Here is a 15,270-nt window from a genome sequence, read left to right on the forward strand (position 1 = left end):
GGAGGGCCTGTTCGCCGAGCGGGGAGGGGGCCTGGGCGGCGGTCCGGGGGCCGCGGTCGGTGGTGCGGAGGAGAGAGACGGCGGTGCCGCGGCGGTCGCGGTGGCCGAGCCGAGCTGGGCCGTCGTGCAGACCGGGGCCGTGACCGCGCTGGTCGCCGACGGGTAGACGTCGTCGGTGCTGTCGTCGACGACTCCGCTGCCCGGGGTGGCGCCGGTGCCTTTGCCGTCCTTCTCGGGGCTGTCCTCGCCCTTGTCCTGGGCCGTGCCCGTGGACCCGCCCGAGGTGCCGCCCGTGCCGTCGGTGCTTCCGCCCTCACTCGCGCCGCCCTGCGCCTGCGCGCCGTGGCCGGCGATCGAGGGGTTGGCGTCCGGGCCGGTGGAGTTGGAGACGTGCACCAGCGCGGGCACGGCGGTGCACACGAAGAGCGCCGCCGCAGCCATGCCGACGGCGGCCTGCCGCTTGCGCGCCCGGCGTGCGGGCACCGCCCGCCGCAGATGGTCCAACGAGCCGTCGCGCGGCTCGATCTCCTGCACCGCGTCATGCAGCATCCTGCGCAGTGCCAGCTCGTCCGAGTCGAGCCCTTCGGGGCTCTGGTCGTCGAGGCCGTGGTTCACAGTTCCGTTCCCAGCGTGCGGTTGCTTCGGCTCCTGCTCGTGCGCCTCGGTGGGCTCACGCAAGATATCGGACGAGGAGTCGTCGGACGCCTCACGCGCCCGGCCCCACCGCGCGGGCTCCCCCCGCTCACGAGGCTCCCCCGTCATGCCGGCGCCTCCATGGCTATCCGCAGCGCCGCGATGCCACGGGAGCCGTACGCCTTCACCGAGCCCAGCGAGATGCCGAGCGTCTCGGCGACCTGGGCCTCGGTCATGTCCGCGAAGTAGCGCAGGACCAAGACCTCGCGCTGCCGGCGCTGCAGCCCCTTCATCGCCTTGATGAGGGAGTCCCGCTCCAACTGGTCGTACGCCCCCTCCTCGGCGCTCGCCATGTCCGGCATCGGCTTGGAGAGCAGCTTGAGGCCGAGGATGCGGCGGCGCAGCGCGGAGCGCGAGAGGTTGACGACCGTCTGGCGCAGATAGGCGAGGGTCTTCTCGGGGTCGCGGACGCGCTTGCGGGCGGAGTGGACGCGGATGAAGGCCTCCTGGACCACGTCCTCGCAGGAGGCCGTGTCGTCGAGGAGGAGCGCGGCGAGACCGAGCAGCGACCGGTAGTGCGTGCGGTAGGTCTCGGTGAGGTGGTCGACGGTGGTGCCGGCCGCCGCCGCGTCTTCGGCACCGTCACGCTGACCGGGGATGCGGGCGGGCCGCGCTGCGGGCATGGGCGCGATCACCGGCATGCCGCCGGCCGTGCCGGGCATGCGGGTGCGTGCGGGCCGCCGGGGCGGCCGTAGGGCCGTGCCGCCGGCCACCGCGGGGAAGTCGAGTACCTCTGCCACGCCAGTTGGACACGTTCACCCCCGTCAGGGTTGTACGTGCCGGACGTCACTCTTGTTCTCGCGTCAGGCAGCACGACTGACGGTGCCCCATATGCCCTCATGAGTCCCGCTCTTCCCCTATGTCCCATACGAGCGAGCGTCCCCACGCCCACTCACCGGCGTCCCCACGCCTCGGATCAAACGCGTCCCACAGCCCAGGAAGGGCGACGGCATAGACGCTCCCCGGCCCCCGCACGGTTGCGGGGGCCGGGGAGGAAAATCCTTACGTTGATCCTACAAATAGATCAGGACATCGCCAGGGGCAATTTTCCCTCACGTCATCTCGGCGGCCACCAGTTCCGCGATCTGGGCAGTGTTCAGCGCGGCACCCTTGCGCAGGTTGTCCCCGCACACGAAGAGCTCCAGAGCGGTCGGGTCGTCCAGCGCCCGCCGCACCCGCCCGACCCACGTCGGATCGGTGCCCACCACGTCGGCGGGGGTCGGGAACTCGCCGGCCGCCGGATCGTCGCAGAGCACCACACCCGGCGCGGTGGCGAGGATCTCCCGCGCCCGGTCCACCGTCACCTCGTCCTCGAAGCGGGCGTGCACGGTCAGCGAGTGCACGGTCACCACCGGCACCCGGACACAGGTCACGGCGACGGGCAGCCTCGGCAGGCCCAGGATCTTGCGGGACTCGTCCCGCACCTTCATCTCCTCCGACGACCAGCCGTCCTCCCGCACGGACCCGGCCCACGGCACGACGTTCAGCGCGACCGGCTCCGGGAAGGGCCCGGTGTTGTCCCCCACTGCCCGCCGTACGTCGCCTGGGCTCGTCCCCAGCTCCGTACCGGCCACCAGGGCCAGCTGCTGCCGCAGCGTCTCGACGCCCGCCCGCCCGGCGCCGCTCACCGCCTGGTACGACGAGACCACGAGCTCACGCAGGCCGAACTCGGCGTGCAGCGCGCCCAGAGCGACGATCATGGACAGCGTGGTGCAGTTCGGGTTGGCGAGGATGCCGCGCGGCCGGGCCCGCACCGTGTGCGGGTTGACCTCCGGCACGACCAGCGGCACGTCCGGGTCCATCCGGAAGGCGGCGGAGTTGTCCACGACCACCACGCCCTTGGCCGCGGCGATCGGCGCCCAGTGCGCGGCGACCTCGTCGGGGACGTCGAACATGGCGATGTCGACCCCGTCGAAGGCCGCCTCGGACAGGGCCACCACCTCGACCTCCTCACCGCGCACGGCCAGCTTGCGGCCGGCCGAGCGCGGCGAGGCGACGAGACGGATCTCGCCCCAGATGTCCGCGTGCTGGGACAGGATCTGGAGCATGACCGTGCCGACGGCTCCGGTCGCTCCCACGACCGCGAGCGTCGGTCGTCCGGTCATCGGCCGGTGCCCCCATAGACCACGGCCTCGTCGCTGTCGGAGTCGAGTCCGAAAGCGGTGTGTACGGCGCGCACGGCCTCGGCGACGTCGTCGGCGCGGGTGACGACCGAGATACGGATCTCGGAGGTCGAGATCAGCTCGATGTTGACCCCGGCGTCGCTGAGCGCCTCGAAGAAGGCGGCCGTGACGCCCGGGTTGGTCTTCATCCCGGCGCCCACGAGCGAGATCTTGCCGATCTGGTCGTCGTAGCGCAGCGAGTCGAAGCCGATGCCCGGCTTGTTCTTCTCCAGCGCGTCGATGGCCTTGCGGCCCTCGGTCTTCGGCAGCGTGAAGGAGATGTCCGTGAGCCCGGTGGAGGCGGCGGACACGTTCTGCACCACCATGTCGATGTTGATCTCGGCATCGGCGATCGTGCGGAAGATCGCGGCGGCCTCGCCCGGCTTGTCCGGCACACCGACGACCGTGACCTTGGCCTCGGAGGTGTCGTGCGCGACACCGGAGATGATGGCCTGCTCCACGTGCTCTTCCCCTTGCTCGATCGGCTCGCTGCTGACCCACGTGCCCTGCAGCCCGCTGAAGCTGGAGCGGACGTGGATCGGGATGTTGTAGCGGCGCGCGTACTCCACGCAGCGGTGGAGCAGCACCTTCGACCCGGACGCCGCCAGTTCGAGCATGTCCTCGAAGGAGATCCAGTCGATCTTCCGGGCCTTCTTCACCACCCGGGGGTCGGCGGTGAACACACCGTCGACGTCCGTGTAGATCTCGCAGACCTCGGCGTCCAGCGCGGCGGCCAGTGCGACCGCCGTGGTGTCGGAGCCGCCGCGGCCCAGCGTGGTGATGTCCTTGGTGTCCTGGCTGACGCCCTGGAAACCGGCCACGATGGCGATGTTGCCCTCGTCCAGCGAGTCCCGGATCCGGCCCGGTGTGACATCGATGATCCGGGCTTTGTTGTGGACCGAGTCGGTGATGACACCTGCCTGGCTTCCGGTGAAGGACTGGGCCGAGTGGCCCAGGTTCTTGATCGCCATGGCCAGCAGGGCCATGGAGATCCGCTCTCCGGCCGTCAGCAGCATGTCGAGCTCGCGGCCGGCAGGAATCGGGGATACCTGCTCGGCGAGATCGATCAGCTCGTCCGTCGTGTCGCCCATCGCGGAAACCACGGCCACCACCTGGTGGCCGTTCTTCTTGGCTTCCACGATCCGCTTGGCGACGCGCTTGATGCCTTCGGCATCGGCTACGGAGGAGCCTCCGTACTTCTGCACGACAAGGCCCACGTGCGCTCCTCGCTCAGTCCGTCGTATTTTCCGCAGTGCACAGATACGCACCTGCACTGCGGTCGGCTCAGTCTAACGAGCGGCCGAAAATCACCTTCGCGATATCGCATGGTGAGATCTCCACCGCCCGCTCCGGAGAGGCACATGCCCGCAAGGGCCCGAGGCCACTCGGAAAAGTGCCCCGCATCACAAAGAACACGCGTACCGGATGCCGTGAATTGACTTTCCCGCGCCGCGCGCTACTTCACCCGCACGCCCAGCGGTGCCGCGATCTCCTGCTGCATGACCTTGCCGGCCTCGATCTCCAGGGTGTCGTCGCCCATGCCCTGGTCGGTGTCCAGGCCGTCCAGCTCCGCCAGCGGCTGGTCGAGGCGGACGTGGATGAGGACGGACTGGAGGGCGCGCAGGGTGGCCGACGCCGTGGGGCCCCAGTTGGAGAAGTAGGAGAACTGCCACCACCACAGGGCCTCCGTGGTGCGGCCGGCGCGGTAGTGGGCCATGCCGTGGCGGAGGTCGGTGATGATGTCGGCCAGGTCGTCGGAGACGCGGGCCGGGACGGGGGCCTCGCGCGGCTCGTAGGGGTCGAACACCTCGGAGTAGACGTCGATGGGCTCCAGCAACCGGGCGAGGTTCTCCCGGAGTTCGTCCACGTCGGGCTCGGGGCCTGAGTCGGGCTCGTACCGCTCGTCCGGGACGATGTCCTCGTGGGCGCCCAGACGGCCGCCTGCCAGCAGGAGCTGGGAGACCTCCAGCAGGAGGAAGGGCACGACCGAGGCCGGCTCGTCGCCCCTTGCCACCTCGGCGACGGCTACCAGAAAGCTCTCTACCTGGTCCGCGATCTGGACCGCGAAGTCGTCCGGGTCCCGGTTCGTGGAGTGCAGCGTGGCGTCAGACATCTAGGAGTCGTCTCCCCTCGAAGGCGCGGCCGAGGGTCACCTCGTCCGCGTATTCCAGGTCGCCGCCCACTGGGAGGCCGCTGGCCAGGCGGGTGACCTTCAGGCCCATGGGCTTGATCATGCGGGCGAGGTACGTCGCCGTGGCCTCGCCTTCGAGATTGGGGTCCGTGGCCAGGATCAGCTCGGTGACCGTGCCGTCGGCCAGACGGGCCAGCAGTTCTCGTATCCGCAAGTCGTCCGGGCCGACGCCCTCGATGGGGCTGATGGCGCCGCCGAGCACGTGGTACCGGCCGCGGAACTCACGCGTGCGCTCGATGGCGACGACGTCCTTGGGCTCCTCGACCACACAGATCACCGCCAGGTCGCGGCGGCTGTCACGGCAGATCCCGCACAGCTCCTCCTGCGCGACGTTCCCACAGGTGGCGCAGAAGCGGACCTTCGCCTTGACCTCCAGAAGGGCGTGCGCGAGCCGGCGGACGTCCGTCGGCTCGGCCTGCAGCACGTGGAAGGCGATCCGCTGGGCGCTCTTGGGACCGACGCCGGGAAGCCGCCCCAGTTCGTCGATGAGGTCCTGGACCACGCCTTCGTACAACGGACTGCCGCCCTTCCTCAGTGTTGTTGGTACGTACGGTAGTTTCCCGCAGCCCGTCTTAGAAGGGCAGTCCGGGAATGCCACCGCCGCCGAGGCCCTGGGCCAGCGGGCCCAGCTTCTGCTGCTGGAGGGTCTGCGCGTTCTCGTTGGCCGCGTGCACGGCCGCCACGATCAGGTCGGCGAGGGTCTCGGTGTCCTCCGGGTCCACCGCCTTCGGGTCGATCCGCAGTGCGCGCAGCTCCCCCGCGCCGGTCACCGTGGCCTGCACCAGACCGCCGCCCGCCTGGCCGTCGACCTCGGTCTGCGCCAGTTCCTCCTGCGCCTTCGCCAGGTCCTGCTGCATCTTCTGGGCCTGCTGCAGCAGCTGCTGCATGTTGGGCTGGCCACCACCGGGGATCACGATCAGCTCCTCTTCCGGGGCTCACGATCACGGGATTTTCCCGCTCAGCACGAGCCTACGTGGTCCACGCGGCCGTCGCCCCAGCACTCTTTCGAGTGAGAGGACTGCATTTCCTATACCTGATCAAGGCCCACTTCCGGGCGGAAAACAGGGGAAAGCAGGCCCTCCGCCACCCATTGGGCGGTAGGAAGGGTCACGGCGCATCGGCGTCACCATCAGGCGGGATGTCGTGACGACGTGTGCGCCGTAACGACGTGTCACGCACCGTGATCAGCTGTGGTCGATAGGGAGTGCCGGGTGGGTCAGCCGGAGATGCAGCCCGAGGGTCCGCCTCAGGACGGGCGGGGCGAGGGTGCGGCCGGGCTGCGGCCGGGCGATCTGGCCGGGCGGTCGTTCCCGCTCGGGGACTGGGCGGAGCCCGCCCTGCGCCTGGACGAGCTGTACCGGTGGGTGGAGCGGGGGGCGCTGGACACGGCGGCCTGGTACCTCGCCGACCGGGTGTGGAAGCGGCGGCAGGCCCGGGTGCTGCGGTGCGGAGCGGCGGTGGGGGCCGTGACCGCGGCCGCGCTGCCGTTCCTCGACCTGACCGGCGTGGTGGGCGGGGTGGCGCCCTGGGGATATCTGGCGCTGCTGCTCGGCGTGTCCTGCGTGGCGGTGGACCGGTACTTCGGGGTGACGTCCGGATGGATGAGGGACGTGGCGACCGCGCAGGCCGTGCAGCGCAGGTTGCAGGCGTTGCAGTTCGACTGGGCGGCGGAGAGCGTGCGGGAGGTGCTGGGGCCCACCGAGGGGACGGCCGGGGAGGCGGCCGAGCGATGCCTGGGGGTGCTGCGGAGGTTCTCGGAGGACGTCACCGAGCTGGTGCGTACGGAGACGGCGGACTGGATGGGCGAGTTCCGGTCGGGGCCGGCGCTCGGCATCCAGTCGGCGCTGGCCTCGGGAGGCCGGCCTGAGGGCACGGGCGGGCAGGGCCGGTTCCCGTTGCCCCCGGGAGCGGCGGCCCGCCCCAACATGCCCCGGCAGCGGCCGCCCGAGCCGCGCTGACCTGTGCGCGGGCGCCCTGCCGCCGCACCCGTGAGGGCGTCAGCCGCACAGGCCCGGATCGCGCAGGCACGGCAGGTGCCCCTTGTTCCGGATGACGTTCTGGCTGGTGGCCTCGTCGACGTAGGCGAGGAAGCTGGCGGCGAGGGAGCCGGGCCGGGGCGTGCCGTAGGTGTACGCGTACTCGACGTCCTTGTACGGGTAGCGGCTGCCGCCCAGCTCGATCTGCCGGTCGTCGGGCTGGTCGCCGCCCAGCGGCACCCGGTTCACGTCGTCGCCCCGCTCCCTGGCGAGGCTGAGTTCGCTGTAGCCGATGGCGCCGGGCTGTTCCACGACCTTGTCCAGCACGGCGCGGGTCGAGCCGAGTTCGCAGCGCGTGACGGTGTCACCGGCCGGCGCGGAAGGCCGGCAGTCCAGTGACGTGCTCGGCGCCTGTTCCCAGCCGCGCAGCACCCGGTCCTGGAAGATCTGCCGCGTGCCCGACTCGTCCCCTCGGCTGACCAGGACGATCGGCAGGTCGGCGATCTCCTTGACACCGGGGACGACCTGCCCCCAGCGCTGGTACCGGCCCGCGTAGATGTCCCGCACCTCGTCCAGGGACAGACCGTGCGGACCGAGTTCGACGTCCTTGTGGACGACGAGGGTGAAGACGGAGAGCGCGATGGGCTCTCCCGTCAGGCCCCAGCGTTCGCCCATCGGGCCGTCCGAGAAGGCGATCATCGACCGGGCGGCGTTCTTCGACTGCCCGCCCAGCTCGGCGAGTGCGGCGACGCCGTCCTCGCTGCCGCGCGCCTCGACCGCGATGTCGGCGCCCTCGCACTTGTTCTCGTACTGCTCGGCGAGCGTGCTGACGACGGGCTCGAAGGCGGTCGAACCCGTCACCCGCAGCGCGCCCTGCTCGCACTCGATCGGGTTGCCGTCGCGCAGCACGATGATGCCGGCGAGGAGGATCAGGGCGAGGGTGAGCGCGGCGCTGAGCAGCCGGGCCGGAGGGCTGAACGTGCGCTGCTTCTCGTCCGGCTTGGGGGCGCTGTTGCGGTGGACCTTTCCGTCCCGCAGGCCACCGATCAGCCTGACCTCCCCCTCCGCCGGCCCGCCGGAGAGCAGCACGAGCAGCTTGAAGTGGTCGCCCGGGTTGAGCGGGACCCGGGGGATGGTCACGGTACTGCCGACGTGCTCGAAGCCGTTGGCGTTCGTGAAGTGGCTGTTGATGTGGTCGATGCCGGACGGCTGGGTGACCGCGACGGCCTGGACCGTGCGTCCCGTGAAGTCGGCGGTCAGGCCGTGGACCTCGGACGAGGTGTAGTCGTTGTCGGCGACGCTCTGGGAGCCGTCGTTCTCGATGCGCAGCAGGACCAGCGAGGCGTCGGCCATGTTGGGTACGTCGAAGTCGCCGAGGCGGGGGTTGGACGAGCCGTCGCCTATGGGGCTGTCCATCTGCACGCGGTAGCCGATCAGCTTGCGGCGTGGCACGCGGCGGTCGTAGAGGAACATCACGATCGGCACGAAAAGACCGAGGACGGACGTGCCGATGGCGATGACGTTCTCGATGTTCAGCCACTCCACTGGTGGTCCCCCGCCACTCCCAGAGCTCAGATGGTGGGGTCACCGTACGTCTGTCCGAACCGCCCGTCAGGGCCCTCCCGTCAATGTTCGCCGGGCGTTCAACTTCCTCACGGAACCCGTGACTCCGCCGTCTCCCGGCACCCGTCACTGGCGCCGGTACGTCAGTTCCTCCCCGGTGGTCCCGTTCACGCGCTGGAGGCTGCCGTCCGGCTGAAGAGTGATCTCGGTGGCCGCGCCCGGTGTGCAGGCGGTCGGCGGTTCACCGACCGTCACCGTGGACGGGCCGACCCGCACCGGTCCGTCCGTGCCAGGCTGCTCCGCCAACTCCGCCTGGAACACGCAGTGGTAGCTGCCGCCGTCCTCGGCGGGCCCGTCCGCCACGAGGGACAGGACGGTGTCGCCGACCTCGCCCTGCCGGAGGGTGAGCCGCCGGGTGTGCTGCCCGCCCGCGTTGTCGATCGTGGTCGTCCAGGTGCCGAGGTAGCCGGTGGGTATCCCCCCGTCGGCGGGCGGGGACGAGGCCGCTGACGAGGGCTCGGGCGCCGGGGAGGACGCCTCGGGGCCGGCCGTTCCGGGGGAGCTGACGGGCGCGGTGGCGGTCGGGCCGGCCTGCGGGTTCTCGCCGCCGTCCATCAGCGCGTACACCGTCCCGCCGGCGGCGAGCGCGACGACCACGGCCATGGCGACCAGCGCGACGGTGGTGCGGCCGCTTCTGCGCTCCGGGGTGCCGGTGGGCGGCGTGCCGTAGGGAGGGGTGGCACCGGGACCGCCGCTGGACGGACCGCCGCCGTAGGGGCCGTTGCCGTAGGAGCCGTTCGTGGCAGGGACGTCGGCGTAGGGGCCGGCGTGGTGCGGGGCGCCCGCGTACGGGCCGCCGGCCGGCGCGCCCCCGTTCTCGGGGCCGTACACCGGGACGTACGGCGGTGGCGGCCCCGCGGCCGGTGCGGATCCGGTGCCCTGGGGCTGCTGGGGATGGCCGTACCCCTGCTGCGGACAGCCGTACGCCGGGTGCGGCGGGGCCGGGGGCGCGGTGCCCTGGGCGGCGGCCTGCGTGGGCATCCGGTCCGGCGGCTGCGGCCCCGGACCCTGCGTCGCGGCCGCCGGTGCCGCCTCGTCGGCGGCGGACGCGTGCTCGGGTGAGGTGCCTCGGTCGGCGTCGGCGCCCCCGGCCGCCTCCGGGTCCTCCGTGTCCAGCAACCGCACCGCGTGCCGCCCGAGTTGGGCGACCAGCGCGCCCGGCAGCCAGGGGTCCCGGGAGCGCCCGCTGGTGACGGTGTCCTCCGCGCCCGTGCGGCGCAGGATGTCGTCCAGCGAGGGCCGGGCCTCCGGCTCCTTGCGCAGGCAGTGACGTACGAGGTCGGCGAGGCCCTCGGGCACGCCGTCCAGGTCGGGTTCCTCCTGGGCGATGCGGAACATCAGGGCGTGCACCCCGCTGTCGGCGCCGCCGAACGGGAGGTGGCCGGTGGCGGCGTAGGCGAGGACGGAGCCGAGGCAGAACACGTCGCAGGCGGGTGTGATGCGGTCGCCGCGCACCTGCTCGGGCGCCATGAAGCCGGGGGAGCCGACGAGCGCACCGGTCCGGGTCAGTCCACCGTCCGTCACGGTCTCCATCGCGCGCGCGATCCCGAAGTCGATGACCCTGGGGCCGTCGATGGTGACGAGCACGTTGGACGGCTTGAGGTCCCGGTGCACGATCCCGGCGGCGTGGATGTCCTGCAGCGCGTGCGCGAGCCCGGCCGCCATGATGCGTACCGAACGCTCGGGCAGCGCCCCGTGGTCCCGCCCGACCACCTGTTGCAGGCTCGGGCCGGCGACATAGCCGGTGGCCACCCACGGCACGGCCGCCTCGGTGTCGGCGTCGAGCACGGGCGCGGTCCAGTCGCCGCCGACCTCCCGCGCCGACTGCACCTCCTGCCGGAACCGCGCGCGGAACTCCTCCTGCGCCGCGAGCTCGCCCCTCACCAGCTTGACCGCGACGGTCCGCCCCCGGTCCGAACGCGCCAGATACACCTGACCCATACCGCCGGCGCCGAGCCGCGCCAGCAGCCGGTAGGCACCGATCCGCGGTGGATCCCCAGGCCTCAGTCTGTCCACGGCGAACCCCTCCCCCATCCACCCCTGTGCCTTGACCGAAGAATAATGCGGCGAAACAGGGAGACGGCGCGTCCGCTTTCCACGGTTCCGTGACGGGGCCGTCCGGGGGGGTGCGTGACGACGGTTCCCCGGCGGGGGCCGGGCTCCGGTGACGGCGCGCGGCCCTACGGCTCGGCGTCGGCGGCCGGCATCCCCACCTCGTCGAGGACCCGCGACAACCGCTCCAGCACCCGCACCGTCGCCTCGAACTCCTCCTCCCCCAGCGCCTGGGCCAACCGGTCCGCGAACTCCGCGTGGCCGGGGTCGATGCGGCGCACCGCGGCGAAGCCCGCCTCGGTGGGGGCGAGGAGCTTGGCGCGGCGATGCGCCGGGTTGGGGCGGTATTCGGCCAGCCCTCGTTCGACCAGCAGGTCGGCGACGCGCTGGACGCTCTGCCGGGTGATGCCCATGGCCCGGGCGATCCCGGCGACGGGCAGCGGCTCGGGCAGCACCGCGCCCAGCACCTGCCACCAGGCCGCCGTGAGCCCGGCCGGGCCGGCCAGTTCCTCCGCCACCGCGAGGAACTGGCCGTTGAGCCGGAAGACGCCGAGCGCGCCCCGGCTGAACAGGTCCTGTCGTCGCCGGCTCACCGCGCGCCCGCCTGTTCGAGGACGGCGTAGGCCTCGGCGTCGGAGTCGTGGAACAGCCGGTACCAGGCGTCCAGCACCTCACCCTCGTACACCCCGAGCAGCCCGAGGATCTCCCGCGCGAAGGCGACCGGCTCGGTCGGTCCGGCGGTGATCAGGCCGCGGTCGGTGACCGCGTCGGCGTCGACGTACCGTTCGCCGCCCCGGTAGCCGGTGGCGGCGAGGTAGAAGGAGATCGCGCTGGTGTGGTCCCGGTCGTCGAGCAGGCCCTCGCGGGCGAGCCCGGCGGTGGCCCCGCAGATCGCGGCGACGGGGACCCCGGCGGCCAGGAACTCGCGGGCCTTGCGGGCGACGAGGTCGTCGCCGCCCGCCGCGGTAGCGGCTGCTGTCTCGGTCCAGAGGTCGGCGCCGGGGAGGATCAGCAGGGAGCTGTCCTCGGGCCGCAGGCCGTCCAGGGCCAGGTCGGGCAGGACGCGCAGGCCGCCGAGGCTGGTGACCGGGTCGGTGGTGACGCCGACGGTGCGGATCCGGTGGCCGGCGCGGGCGAGATACGCCGTCGCGTGGCCGGTCTCCCAGTCGGCGAACGTGTCGTAGACGGCCAGGTGGACGGGCTTGCGGCTGCTGTTCATGACTCCTCCTCGGGTCATGCGGCGAACGCCTTATGACAGCATGCTGTCATTGATGACAGTATGCTGTCAATGTCGTGCCGACGGTCACCGTCGACAATCTGTCGCGGATTGCGCGAGACCCCATACAGGACGCCGATGTCGCGTCCGCATCCCGGACATTTACCCTCGGCGGCATGACCCCTCAGCCCCATTCCGCCACCGGCGCCGCCGTGAAGGCCGCGGACCGCGCGCACGTGTTCCACTCCTGGTCCGCGCAGGAGCTCATCGACCCGCTCGCCGTCGCCGGAGCGGAAGGGTCGTACTTCTGGGACTACGACGGCAACCGCTACCTCGACTTCACCAGCGGCCTCGTCTACACCAACATCGGCTACCAGCACCCGAAGGTCGTCGCCGCGATCCAGGAACAGGCCGCGACCCTGTCCACCTTCGCGCCCGCCTTCGCCGTCGAGGCCCGCTCCGAGGCCGCCCGCCTGATAGCCGAGCGCACGCCCGGCGACCTCGACAAGATCTTCTTCACCAACGGCGGCGCCGACGCCGTCGAGCACGCGGTGCGGATGGCGCGGCTGCACACCGGCCGGCCGAAGGTGCTCTCGGCGTACCGCTCGTACCACGGCGGCACCCAGCAGGCCGTGAACATCACCGGCGACCCGCGCCGCTGGGCCAACGACAGCGGCACCTCCGGTGTCGTGCGCTTCTGGGCGCCCTTCCTGTACCGCTCCCGCTTCTACGCCGAGACCGAGGAGCAGGAGTGCGCCCGGGCACTGGAGCACCTGGAGACCACGATCGCCTTCGAGGGCCCGGCGACCGTCGCCGCGATCATCCTGGAGACGATCCCGGGCACCGCGGGGATCATGGTGCCGCCGCCGGGGTATCTGGCGGGTGTCCGCGAAATCTGCGACAAGTACGGCATCGTCTTCGTCCTCGACGAGGTGATGGCGGGCTTCGGACGCACCGGTGAGTGGTTCGCGGCGGACCTCTCCGGCGTCGTGCCGGACCTGATGACCTTCGCCAAGGGCGTGAACTCCGGCTACGTGCCGCTCGGCGGCGTCGCCATCTCCGCGGAGATCGCCGCGACCTTCGGCAAGCGGCCCTACCCGGGCGGTCTGACCTACTCCGGCCATCCCCTCGCCTGCGCCGCCGCCGTCGCGACGATCAACGTCATGGCCGAGGAGGGCGTGGTCGAGAACGCGGCGCGGCTCGGCGCCGACGTCGTCGGTCCGGCGCTGCGGGACCTGGCGCAGCGGCACCCGTGCGTGGGCGAGGTGCGCGGCACCGGCATGTTCTGGGCCCTGGAGCTGGTGCGGAACAAGGAGACCCGCGAGCCGCTGGTGCCGTACAACGCGGCCGGTGAGGCCAACGCGCCGATGGCCGCGTTCGCGGCGGCGGCCAAGGCGGGCGGGGTGTGGCCGTTCGTGAACATGAACCGGACGCACGTCGTGCCGCCGTGCAACGTGACCGAGGCGGAACTGAAGGAGGGGCTGGCGGCGCTGGACGCGGCCCTGTCGGTGGCCGACCAGCACACCGAGTAAGCGCCTGCCGGGATCCGACCGCGTATGGTGGCGTGGTCGTGGACCCGCACCACGAGCACGCCCCCCCCGCACGCGACGAGGAGACCGCCCGACCATGCCCGGCAACGGCGCCGTGACCCGCAACACCCTGCGGCAGCAGATCGCGGACGCGCTACGCGACGAGGTGCTGGCCGGGCGGCTGCAGCCGGGGCAGGAGTTCACGGTCAAGGAGATCGCCGACCAGTACGGGGTCTCCGCGACGCCGGTCCGCGAGGCGCTGGTCGACCTGTCCGCGCAGGGCCTGCTCGACGCGCTCCAGCACCGCGGTTTCCGGGTGCGTGAGTACTCCCTCGCCGACTTCCGCGGGCTGGTCGAGGCGCGGAGCCTGGTCATAGACGGCATGTTCCACGCCCTGGAGCAGGGCCTCGGCGGTCCGCCGCAGTTCCAGGATCCCGGCGACCCGTACACGGCCACCGCGCTCGCGGGCGTGCGGCGGCGCGGTGACGAGGCGCAGCGCGCCGCGTGCGCCGGGGACCTCACCGTGCTGATCGGCTACGACCTGCGCTTCTGGCGCGAGTTGGGCACCCTGTTCGGCAACCCCTACCTGGTGGACTTCCTGCACCGGCTGCGCGTGCAGTCCTGGGTGTGCGCCGTGCAGCAGCTGCGCCGGCTCCCCGATCTGCGCGGTCATCTGTGGGCCGGCCACACCGAACTGATCGACGCGCTGTCCCGGCGCGACATCGACGCCGCGCGCTCCATCGTCGCCGCGCACAACGCGCACGCGCTGGCTCTCGTCGAGCGGCTGGTCAACGGCTGACGTGGGTATGGGACCTGCACACGGGGCCCCGCCCCGCAGCACACGGATTACTCTTCTTCGACCGACGTGCCATGCGCTGCCTGTGACGAACCCCGCGCCGCCTGCGTGATGAGGAGCCCTCTTTTGGCCTGTGACCTGTGGCTGGTACCGCTAGTCGACGTGTTGTGCCACACGCCCGACAACCCGTTCGCCGAGGAACTCGCGCAATACAACAAGGTGCTCGCCGAGGCCGGGCTGCCGCCGGTGCCGGTGTACCAGTACATGCCGGGCCTGTCGGGCGAGGTCGCCCCGGTGGCCGGCTTCGACTACGACGCGCTGCACTTCCTGCGCCGCGCGTATCTGCTCCAGGTGTGCGGCCTGGCGGTGGCGCCGGTCGACGACCTGGGCGGCGACTACGAGCAGCTCCTGGAGATGTTCGAGGCCACGGCCCAGCAGTCCCATCTGGTCTGGCACTACGACCACGCGGGTGCGTACGTCCCCGTCGACTTCCCGCACCCGCTGTCGGACGACGAACTCCTCGCGGGCGGCGGCCCGCTGGGCTCCTCGCAGGCGCTGCTGCGCGAGCTGGAGTTCGTGGCCCCGTCGATCGGCATCGACCCGGCCAATCCGCCGACGGCGCCACAACCCCCGTCAGCTCCCACGGATTTGGAGGAGCCGGCCGTGCCCGCCCCGTACGATCCGAGCCCGTTCGCCCGCGAGCGCCACGTCTGGCTAGGCCTGCACGCGGCGGCGACGCGGAGCCTGGCGCAGGGTTCGATGATCGTCTTCAGCTGAGCGCCGCGGCCCCGCGGCCCCGGTTCACGTCCGCCCGATGACGGTGATCGCGGGCGGCCACAGCACTCCGGCCGCCATCAGCAGGGACGGCCCGAGATGGACCGGGCACACCCGTAGCGGCACCCGGTGATGGCGGGAGACCTCGAAAACGGCGGGGTCGGAGCACTCCGACCCCGCCGCCTCGGCGCCCTCTCCGCCGTACGGGCCACGGCACGGCACCACCCCGTGGTTGCTCATACGCCGATTGCACCGCCC

General features: G+C 71.8%; 15 protein-coding genes and 1 pseudogene. 4 read left to right on the forward strand and 12 right to left on the reverse strand.

Going from position 1 to position 15,270, the window contains the following annotated elements:
- The 7 genes and pseudogenes from AB0O67_RS20795 to AB0O67_RS20825 form a co-directional block, all read right to left on the reverse strand.
- Positions 1–615: pseudogene (locus tag AB0O67_RS20795) on the reverse strand (hypothetical protein); the annotation flags it as partial.
- Positions 616–758: 143 nt separating this feature from the next.
- Positions 759–1,334, reverse strand: coding sequence for a SigE family RNA polymerase sigma factor (locus AB0O67_RS20800; protein WP_365452151.1), 576 nt, complete (start codon positions 1,332–1,334; stop codon positions 759–761).
- A gap of 411 nt (positions 1,335–1,745) precedes the next feature.
- Positions 1,746–2,798 carry an aspartate-semialdehyde dehydrogenase gene (locus AB0O67_RS20805; RefSeq protein ID WP_365452082.1) on the reverse strand — a complete coding sequence of 351 codons (1,053 nt, stop codon included), beginning with the start codon at positions 2,796–2,798 and terminating at the stop codon, positions 1,746–1,748.
- Positions 2,795–4,072: an aspartate kinase gene (locus AB0O67_RS20810; protein WP_365452084.1), complete on the reverse strand. Its 1,278-nt coding sequence runs from the start codon at positions 4,070–4,072 to the stop codon at positions 2,795–2,797. The genes AB0O67_RS20805 and AB0O67_RS20810 overlap by 4 nt, the downstream gene beginning before the upstream one ends.
- A 239-nt stretch (positions 4,073–4,311) precedes the next feature.
- Positions 4,312–4,968 carry a DUF5063 domain-containing protein gene (locus AB0O67_RS20815; protein WP_365452086.1) on the reverse strand — a complete coding sequence of 219 codons (657 nt, stop codon included), beginning with the start codon at positions 4,966–4,968 and terminating at the stop codon, positions 4,312–4,314.
- Positions 4,961–5,560 carry a recombination mediator RecR gene (gene recR, locus AB0O67_RS20820; RefSeq protein ID WP_365452088.1) on the reverse strand — a complete coding sequence of 200 codons (600 nt, stop codon included), beginning with the start codon at positions 5,558–5,560 and terminating at the stop codon, positions 4,961–4,963. The genes AB0O67_RS20815 and recR overlap by 8 nt, the downstream gene beginning before the upstream one ends.
- Before the next feature lie 58 nt (positions 5,561–5,618).
- Entirely contained in the window at positions 5,619–5,960 is a 342-nt protein-coding gene (locus tag AB0O67_RS20825) for a YbaB/EbfC family nucleoid-associated protein (RefSeq protein ID WP_141310988.1), read from the reverse strand.
- Positions 5,961–6,257: 297 nt separating this feature from the next.
- Here AB0O67_RS20825 and AB0O67_RS20830 point away from each other — a divergent pair, with 297 nt between their 5' ends.
- Entirely contained in the window at positions 6,258–7,004 is a 747-nt protein-coding gene (locus AB0O67_RS20830; RefSeq protein WP_365452091.1) for an SLATT domain-containing protein, read from the forward strand.
- A gap of 39 nt (positions 7,005–7,043) precedes the next feature.
- On the opposite strand, the gene AB0O67_RS20835 is transcribed toward AB0O67_RS20830, so the two are convergent.
- The 4 genes from AB0O67_RS20835 to AB0O67_RS20850 all read right to left on the reverse strand — a co-directional run bounded on the left by AB0O67_RS20835 (position 7,044) and on the right by AB0O67_RS20850 (position 11,916).
- Positions 7,044–8,567 carry a substrate-binding domain-containing protein gene (locus tag AB0O67_RS20835; RefSeq protein WP_365452093.1) on the reverse strand — a complete coding sequence of 508 codons (1,524 nt, stop codon included), beginning with the start codon at positions 8,565–8,567 and terminating at the stop codon, positions 7,044–7,046.
- Between the two features lie 144 nt (positions 8,568–8,711).
- Positions 8,712–10,661 carry a serine/threonine-protein kinase gene (locus AB0O67_RS20840; RefSeq protein ID WP_365452095.1) on the reverse strand — a complete coding sequence of 650 codons (1,950 nt, stop codon included), beginning with the start codon at positions 10,659–10,661 and terminating at the stop codon, positions 8,712–8,714.
- A gap of 164 nt (positions 10,662–10,825) precedes the next feature.
- Entirely contained in the window at positions 10,826–11,290 is a 465-nt protein-coding gene (locus tag AB0O67_RS20845) for a MarR family transcriptional regulator (RefSeq protein WP_365452097.1), read from the reverse strand.
- Positions 11,287–11,916, reverse strand: coding sequence for a DJ-1/PfpI family protein (locus AB0O67_RS20850; RefSeq protein WP_365452099.1), 630 nt, complete (start codon positions 11,914–11,916; stop codon positions 11,287–11,289). The genes AB0O67_RS20845 and AB0O67_RS20850 overlap by 4 nt, the downstream gene beginning before the upstream one ends.
- Before the next feature lie 173 nt (positions 11,917–12,089).
- Between AB0O67_RS20850 and AB0O67_RS20855 the strand changes: the two genes are divergently transcribed.
- The 3 genes from AB0O67_RS20855 to AB0O67_RS20865 all read left to right on the forward strand — a co-directional run bounded on the left by AB0O67_RS20855 (position 12,090) and on the right by AB0O67_RS20865 (position 15,015).
- Entirely contained in the window at positions 12,090–13,445 is a 1,356-nt protein-coding gene (locus AB0O67_RS20855) for an aspartate aminotransferase family protein (RefSeq protein WP_365452101.1), read from the forward strand.
- Positions 13,446–13,539: 94 nt separating this feature from the next.
- A complete protein-coding gene (locus AB0O67_RS20860) occupies positions 13,540–14,241 on the forward strand; it encodes a GntR family transcriptional regulator (RefSeq protein ID WP_365452103.1) in 702 nt (233 codons plus the stop codon).
- A 123-nt stretch (positions 14,242–14,364) separates the two neighbouring features.
- Complete coding sequence (locus AB0O67_RS20865; RefSeq protein ID WP_365452105.1) at positions 14,365–15,015, forward strand: hypothetical protein; 651 nt, start codon at positions 14,365–14,367, stop codon at positions 15,013–15,015.
- Positions 15,016–15,039: 24 nt separating this feature from the next.
- On the opposite strand, the gene AB0O67_RS20870 is transcribed toward AB0O67_RS20865, so the two are convergent.
- A complete protein-coding gene (locus tag AB0O67_RS20870) occupies positions 15,040–15,252 on the reverse strand; it encodes a hypothetical protein (RefSeq protein ID WP_365452107.1) in 213 nt (70 codons plus the stop codon).
- Between the last annotated feature and the right edge of the window lie 18 nt (positions 15,253–15,270).

Source organism: Streptomyces sp. NPDC086077 (assembly GCF_040686175.1).
In the GTDB taxonomy this organism is placed as follows: Bacteria; Actinomycetota; Actinomycetes; order Streptomycetales; family Streptomycetaceae; genus Streptomyces.

What these genes read in the sequence shown, in the direction of transcription:
- AB0O67_RS20870 (WP_365452107.1), bottom strand. Translation starts at nt 15,252, where the DNA reads ATGAGCAACCACGGGGTGGTGCCGTGCCGTGGCCCGTACGGCGGAGAG.
- AB0O67_RS20800 (WP_365452151.1), bottom strand. Translation starts at nt 1,334, where the DNA reads ATGCCGGTGATCGCGCCCATGCCCGCAGCGCGGCCCGCCCGCATCCCC.
- AB0O67_RS20805 (WP_365452082.1), bottom strand. Translation starts at nt 2,798, where the DNA reads ATGACCGGACGACCGACGCTCGCGGTCGTGGGAGCGACCGGAGCCGTC.
- AB0O67_RS20855 (WP_365452101.1), top strand. Translation starts at nt 12,090, where the DNA reads ATGACCCCTCAGCCCCATTCCGCCACCGGCGCCGCCGTGAAGGCCGCG.
- AB0O67_RS20860 (WP_365452103.1), top strand. Translation starts at nt 13,540, where the DNA reads ATGCCCGGCAACGGCGCCGTGACCCGCAACACCCTGCGGCAGCAGATC.
- AB0O67_RS20850 (WP_365452099.1), bottom strand. Translation starts at nt 11,916, where the DNA reads ATGAACAGCAGCCGCAAGCCCGTCCACCTGGCCGTCTACGACACGTTC.
- AB0O67_RS20815 (WP_365452086.1), bottom strand. Translation starts at nt 4,968, where the DNA reads ATGTCTGACGCCACGCTGCACTCCACGAACCGGGACCCGGACGACTTC.